General features: G+C 36.3%; 7 protein-coding genes and 1 pseudogene. 2 read left to right on the forward strand and 6 right to left on the reverse strand.

Annotation, left to right across the window (positions count from 1 at the left end):
- Positions 1-14 precede the first annotated feature (14 nt).
- The 4 genes from repM to mobQ all read right to left on the reverse strand — a co-directional run bounded on the left by repM (position 15) and on the right by mobQ (position 4104).
- On the reverse strand, positions 15-947 hold the full coding sequence (gene repM, locus VXQ92_RS15220) for a replication initiation protein RepM (RefSeq protein ID WP_026438545.1): 933 nt from the start codon (positions 945-947) through the stop codon (positions 15-17).
- A 492-nt stretch (positions 948-1439) separates the two neighbouring features.
- Positions 1440-2450, reverse strand: a complete 1011-nt coding sequence (gene trpS, locus VXQ92_RS15225) for a tryptophan--tRNA ligase (protein WP_171538791.1) — start codon at positions 2448-2450, stop codon at positions 1440-1442.
- A gap of 254 nt (positions 2451-2704) precedes the next feature.
- Positions 2705-3175: a hypothetical protein gene (locus VXQ92_RS15230; RefSeq protein ID WP_171538792.1), complete on the reverse strand. Its 471-nt coding sequence runs from the start codon at positions 3173-3175 to the stop codon at positions 2705-2707.
- Entirely contained in the window at positions 3172-4104 is a 933-nt protein-coding gene (gene mobQ / locus VXQ92_RS15235; protein WP_171538794.1) for a MobQ family relaxase, read from the reverse strand. The genes VXQ92_RS15230 and mobQ overlap by 4 nt, the downstream gene beginning before the upstream one ends.
- 8 nt (positions 4105-4112) lie before the next feature.
- Here mobQ and VXQ92_RS15240 point away from each other — a divergent pair, with 8 nt between their 5' ends.
- Together VXQ92_RS15240 and VXQ92_RS15245 are read left to right on the forward strand one after the other, a co-directional pair.
- Entirely contained in the window at positions 4113-4403 is a 291-nt protein-coding gene (locus VXQ92_RS15240; protein WP_416682367.1) for a mobilization protein, read from the forward strand.
- Complete coding sequence (locus VXQ92_RS15245) at positions 4403-4939, forward strand: hypothetical protein (RefSeq protein ID WP_235943582.1); 537 nt, start codon at positions 4403-4405, stop codon at positions 4937-4939. The genes VXQ92_RS15240 and VXQ92_RS15245 overlap by 1 nt, the downstream gene beginning before the upstream one ends.
- Positions 4940-4952: 13 nt before the next feature.
- On the opposite strand, the gene VXQ92_RS15250 is transcribed toward VXQ92_RS15245, so the two are convergent.
- Both VXQ92_RS15250 and VXQ92_RS15255 read right to left on the reverse strand, forming a co-directional pair.
- The gene (locus VXQ92_RS15250) at positions 4953-5936 is read right to left on the reverse strand and encodes a RepB family plasmid replication initiator protein (RefSeq protein ID WP_416682365.1); all 984 of its coding nucleotides are present in this window, start codon (positions 5934-5936) and stop codon (positions 4953-4955) included.
- Between the two features lie 722 nt (positions 5937-6658).
- Positions 6659-6825 (reverse strand): annotated as a pseudogene (locus VXQ92_RS15255) (ISNCY family transposase); the annotation flags it as partial.

Below are 6825 nucleotides of genomic sequence, written 5' to 3' on the forward strand. Positions count from 1 at the left end.
GTTATTTAATTTAATCATGGCTGAAATCCTGATTTTTCTAAAATTGGATAAAGCTCTCTGAATTTTTCAGGCTCTAACAGCATATCTGCTATACGGATAGCAAATTGTTGGTAGCTTTCTGTACCTTGTGAATATTTCCCCATTTCAGGCATTTCTGACATTTTTTTTGCAAATAAATGGCGTTGTGCATCGGTCATTTTGATAAAAAAGTCAGGTGTGTTTGGGTCACGCTTAGAATCTAATTTTTTCGGTTGTTGTTTCTGCTTAAACTTGAATGAAAACCCAGTAATTGTACGCCCTTTCTTGTGTTGCTCATAAGTGGCTTTTATGTCTGTATGTTCATTGATTTGAGTAATGGCAGTTTCTAATACACGGCTTTTAAAATGGTGCATACGTTGATATTCATCATCTTCAACACCTAAATTTTTACGTAATTGTTGTAGTTCAAAAACAGGTGTTTTACCAACTTCACGCCAAGCGATTAATAACTCATAAAGTCTAGTGGCATACTTACTGGTTAGGTGTGCAACTTGTTTGGCTTCATATTTTGTAAAGTGTTCTTCTAATCTAGTGATTAAAGGAACTACATCAGGTGCGAAAGTAATTTCTAGTAATGCCAAATCATCTACATAAAAAATACGGCTTACCCAGCGAGAGCGAACGATACCTACCTTCCCTGTTTTTTTATATTCGGCTGTATAGCTAAACTGCCTGTTAAATAGATTATTTACGGCATCTTTCAGGGCTTTGTAGGATGCATCAGGTGATACATTAAATAGTTTTGCATAGTCACTAGCATGTATTTCTAGTTTGCTATCTGCCGTAATACCCCGCCCTAATTCCCTTGCATTAATGATTGCAAGCATGACTAAACGCTGTTCCGTTAGTTCTAAATTATAACTGGCGTTTATTAATGCATTATCTTTCACAACTAAACCATTCTTCATATTAAATACACGTTATTATTAATGTGTATTTACACACTATATATTTTATGTGTGTAAATCAAGAGAATTTGTGTGCTTATACAAGAGAATTTGTGTGCTTATACAAGAGAATTTGTGTGCTTATACAAGAGAATTTGTGTGCTTATATAAGCTGTAGTCCTCTCATATCAATGTTTTCAGCTTATCTAAAAGCATTTAAAAGCTTTAAAAATAATTAAAAGCCTTTCGAGAGGGGAGTGCAAACTGCCCAATGTATTCGCTTCGCTCATACTTTTTGAAAAGCAAAAGCTCCAAAGTTCGCACCCATTCGGGATGCTCTGTACCTACCGTTTAAAATCGAAAGGGAGCTTGTAATCAGAGAAAAGGCGAGGGCGAAATTTTGATGATGCTCAATCGCTCGTAGACACTCGCTCGGTTTCTAAATTGTGTAATATCTTAAATCGTGAAAAAGCCTAGTTAGTAAACTAGGCTTTTAAAATTCTATATCTCAGTTTAAAAATGGAATACACCCAAACCACTTTTAACTTCATCTAATGTTTGTTGAGTAATATCTTGGCATTTTAGTGTGCCAGCTTTCAAAATATCCATGATGTAATCAGGATCTTTAGCAAATTCAATACGACGTTCACGAATAGGAGTGATAAGTTCTTTTAATACGCCTTCTAAACGTTTTTTAACAACACCATCACCTAAACCACCACGACGATAATGTGCTTTAAGTTCTTCAACTTCTTCTTTGTTAGGGTCAAAAGCATCTAAGTAAGTAAATACTATATTACCTTCAACTTGCCCTGGATCTTCTATACATAAATGATTAGGGTCTGTATACATAGAATTAACAGCTTTTTTTATGTCATTATCTGAAGCATCTAACACAATAGTATTACCTAGAGATTTTGACATTTTAGCTTTACCATCAAAGCCGGGTAAGCGACCTACATTAGACAATAAGGCTTTACATTCAGGCAGTAAGTCATGGCCAATTTGACGATTTAAACGACGTATTATTTCATTGGTCTGTTCAATCATTGGAATTTGGTCTTCACCGACAGGAACTACAGTTGCTTTAAAAGCTGTTATATCTGCAGTTTGTGCCACTGGATAGCATAAAAAACCAGCGGGGATATCACGTTCAAAACCACGCATTTGAATTTCTGATTTAATAGTTGGGTTTCGCTCAAGACGTGACACTGTGACAAAATTTAAATACAACATAGTTAGTTCATTTAATGCCGGTAGTCCCGATTGGATACAAATAGTGGTCTTTGTCGGGTCGATACCAACAGCAAGATAATCAGTAGCAACTTCAATAATGTTTCTACGTACCTTTTCGAAATTATCAGCATTATCGGTAAATGCTTGAGCATCTGCTAATAATAGATGTTGATGATGAGAATCTTGTAAACCTACACGTGAACGTAAAGATCCAATGAAATGACCTAGATGAAGTTGTCCTGTGGGACGGTCGCCAGTTAAAATTGTTGGGCGATCTGTGGTGTTCATAAAATATTATCCAGTAGCTTTGAAGAAAAATCACGTAATGGTGACTACCGGACATTGTATTTCATAATATTTTTTAATGTCAGACAGTATATCTAAGTAATTGAATTTTTTTAACAATCAAAAAAATATTTCGCTACGTTCGGTAACTCGATGCTTTGAGATTTAGCTTTAGCCAAATTTCAAAGTCGAGTCACTTTGCGACATTAGATATTTGGTAAATAAAGAAAGGAACAGAGCAAAGTACAAAGCCTGAATTATTTAGGGTCAATTACACAATAATCGGCATTTTTCCCATATCCACACTGTTTTTTTATAACTCTGACGCATGTTTTCCCATCACATTTTGATAGGTCTAAGCTGTATTCTTTTAGGTTGTTTACTTCCGATCTGCGCTGCTGGATTTCATCCATACTTGGTACAAATAAAAATAACGCCAAGAACAGCACCATTACCAACGCTATAAAGGCACTGGCAAATATGGCAATGAATTGATAGTTAAGACGGCTCGTTGCCTTATCTAATTCTTGAATACGGCTCTTTAATGCCCCTATAGCTTGCTTATTTGTGTATTGTAGCGATTTTTCAGCCTTATCGAGCACCCCTATGGCTACATGGCTGTAAAACGTCTCTAATCGCTTCTTATCGTCTGCTATGGCTTCTCTGTATTCCTTCATAGATGCCAATAAAATGTATAACTGGTCGTCTAAATCATTTTGGTTGCTCATCGGGACATTCCGCCTTTATCTAGTTTCTGAGATGCCTTGCGGAGTGCTTGCTCGGCTCGTTGTTTGTCTAACTCTTGCTGTTGTTTCATTTGTGCTTGGCGATCTTGTTCTAGACGTTTGGCTTCTTGGTTATTTTTCCACTGATCAAAACCTTTTTCGACACGATTTAGACCCTGTTGTAAAACATTTTCCGTCTTTGATTTTTCTTGATTAAGTTGTTGGCTATTCTGTTGCTTCACACTGTCATTGAAACGGCTGATTTCAGTGTCTATGCCTTGTCTACGCAATTGAGTGACTTTGGTGCCTTCATGAATCGTGGCTTGTAGTCCGTTACCTTGATCAACATAGCTACGATGGTCGATCTTTTCCTTACAACCAGCTTTTTCTAATGCAAGATTTGCAAGGTTCGCCCATTTCTCTCGTATCTCTTTAATTTCTTCTTGGGTCGTACCCATATCAAGACTTTTACGCTTGGCGTTGCTTAACTCAATATCGGTTTTAGTCGTCAGAGTTAATTTACTATCTTTGTCTAATTCAGCTTTTCGAGTTGTAAGCATGATATGGGCGTGATGGTTCTTATCGTTGCCGCCTTTGCTTGGTTCATGGATGGCTATATCAGCAACCACGCCATAACGATCAACTAAAGACCGAGCAAAATCTTTTGCCAAGTCCTTACGTTGATCAGGATCTAATTCATCAGGTAGAGCAATCACCCATTCTCTAGCGGTTCGACCATCTTTTCGGTTTTCTGCTTTTTCAGCCAAATTCCAAAGTTCATTTCGATCAATTTCAATATCGAGATTAGAAACAATTTCGGAATGAGCTACACCATCTTTTCTCGTAAAGTCGTGGGTCAATCCTGTACGTTCATCTTCTAGTTTTTCCCCTGCACGATAAGCAGCAGATGCAACCGCTGTTCTTCCAGAAATTAACCGTTATGACAAAATCTGCTGAAAATATCGAAAAGAAAATTGAAGCTCAATTAGAAAAGCTGAAACAGTTAAAAGCGCAAAAACAGGCTATCGAAGCACGAGAACGAACCAAGCAGAAAGAGCAGGAAAGAAAAGATGATACTCGACGTAAAATTTTGCTCGGTTCTTACTTGATTAAAAAGATGCAAAGTAATGAAGCCAACAAAGAAAAAATCCTTACGGAACTTAATGAATATTTAACTGAAAATAGAGATAGACAGCTTTTTGACTTACCAAATATTGAGATATCTAAATAATGCAAAAAACACTAATTTTATGCGGTGGAATTTTAGCGACAATCATGGGTTCGCAAAATCTTAGTGCATGTATGCCACACTCACCAAATGAGGTATTTATAGCAAGAGTTCAATCATTTGAATCAGATAAAAATCAGACTAAATTTCAATTTTCTAACCATAATTTTATTTTTCGCCCATTAATAGCTTGGTTTAGATATTCTAGCCCAAATGAATGGAATGGCGATTTTAAAATTAAGAATATAAAAAAAGGAAATTTGATAATTGGTTTAGCATATCCGCCAGATGGTAACCAAGTAAGAAATTATCAGGTAAGTTCACTGGCACTACTTCACTGTAATAATGATGTTATATCAATAAGTAAGCCATCCACTCCTTTTTTAGCATGGGATAGAGAAAAAGGACGTTGTTTCTATACTGATAAGAGTGGTTTATTGAACGGCTTTCTTGAAAAAGATCAGGCGTATTATTTACATAAAATTCAAGCTAAATATCCGACTTGCCGTAAACTGTACTCAGCATTCCCTATGACGTAATGTATATAAAATCTTAGTCTTTGAAGTCTGTTTCAGTCCGCAATGCTTTAAAAATCCGCTTTGCGGTTTCCTCTCGGACGGATGTAGGGTCACGTAAAATATTGGCAATCCATATTGAAAAGGCTGGGTAATCTTTATTGTCGGCTAAGTCAGAGATGCTATGAACCTTAGATAATACTGAACTGTAGGTCTTAATTTGACTGTCAGATAAGTTGCTGAACATATCTATAGTTTTTTGATCTCGCTGAGATTCTATTTTTTTAGGTGACAATTTTTGCTTAAATTTTAATTCTATGTGTGTGAACTTACGCCCTGTTTTTAACAGTTTATATTTGATTGTAATGGGGGATTTTTCATTAAGTTCATCAATTGCGGTATCTATTACCCATCTTTTTAAGTCTGCCGTTAATGGATACTTATTATTCAGATCAAGCATATTGCGCAAGTCATCAAGCCTTATTTTTCGATAACCTGTACTCTTGAATTGCATCATTAATTCATAAAATCGAACGCTATACCCACTACTTACTCCTGCTATGTCTTGAAGAAAATATTGTGTGAAGTTAGATGATAAGTTACTAATAAAAGGTAATACAGACTTACTAAATCTTATTGCCGCCAAAATATAATCTTCTGCATAAGGATCGCTCCCTGTCACCTCTTGGATAAAGTCAGGATTAGCCAAAGCCCAATCACTATTGTATTTCATGATGTCTTGAACCCATCGAGTTTTAAACGTCCCTGCTTCAGTTGTTATTGTGATAACTCTATTAAAAAGTCGATCACATGCTTCTCTAATTTCTCTGCTTGCTGTTTTTGGGTTAACACCTAACTCAATAAATGATTCCCTTGTGACGCAATAACCTGTGTTATCTGTCACTTCTTCGCCTTTGGGTATACAGGCTATAGCCGCCAAAATTAAGCGCTGTTCATTCAAAGACAGTTGATAACTAGCTTCAATAATATTATTTGCTTTGACTACTAAGAGCTTACTCATTTTTGTATTCCTTATTATTAATTATGAGAATAATATACCGCCTCATAGTTATGCGTCAATCCCTCATAGTTATGCGTCAATCCCTCATAGTTATGCGTCAATCCCTCATAGTTATGCGTCAATCCCTCATAGTTAAACCTTGCAAAGCCACGCACAGCATGGCTTTGAGTGGGGTCTAAAAATATTTAAAAATATTTAAAATATTAAAAAAGAGGGGAGTGCTTAAAACTGCCCTATGTACTCGCTAAAGCTCGTACTCTATTGAAGCTCGTTCCTCGCTTCGTGGGGCAGTTTTTGGTTAATCCTGTTTGTGAAATCTAAAAGAAAAAGCATTGATAATGTATTCGCTTCGCTCATACTTTTTGAAAAGCAAAAGCTCCAAAATTCGCACCCATTCGGGATGCTCTGTATCTACCGTTTAAAATCAAAAGGGAGCTTGTAATCAGGGAAAAGGCAGGCGCAAAATTTTAATGCCAGTTGATCGCTCGTAGACACTCGCTCGGCTCTTATTGGGAGGAGTTTAATTATTAAAATATCTAATCAAAACCGTGGAACATTGATTAAAGAATATTCGTGGAACATAAAAAATCATAAAAAAAGCCCAAACGGGCTCGATTGGGCTATAAAATAGAAACTACAGCATTGATTTCTAAGTGGAATTATAACGTTGTTATTCACCAATTAAAATGTCTATGCGATAAACCATTTAAAATGTCCTGTTTTTAACCACAAGAGTCAAGCACAGGATTTAAGTTTCTTTGTTCAACAACAGCTTTCTGAGCTTTACGACTTGGCATACTTTTCTTGGCCCGGGAACGTTTATTCTGTTTTTCTAGTTCTTCATGCTGCTGTTGAATATGCGCCAGGACTGAACCTAACCGTTTATTCT

Source organism: Acinetobacter sp. 228, from assembly GCF_048147885.1.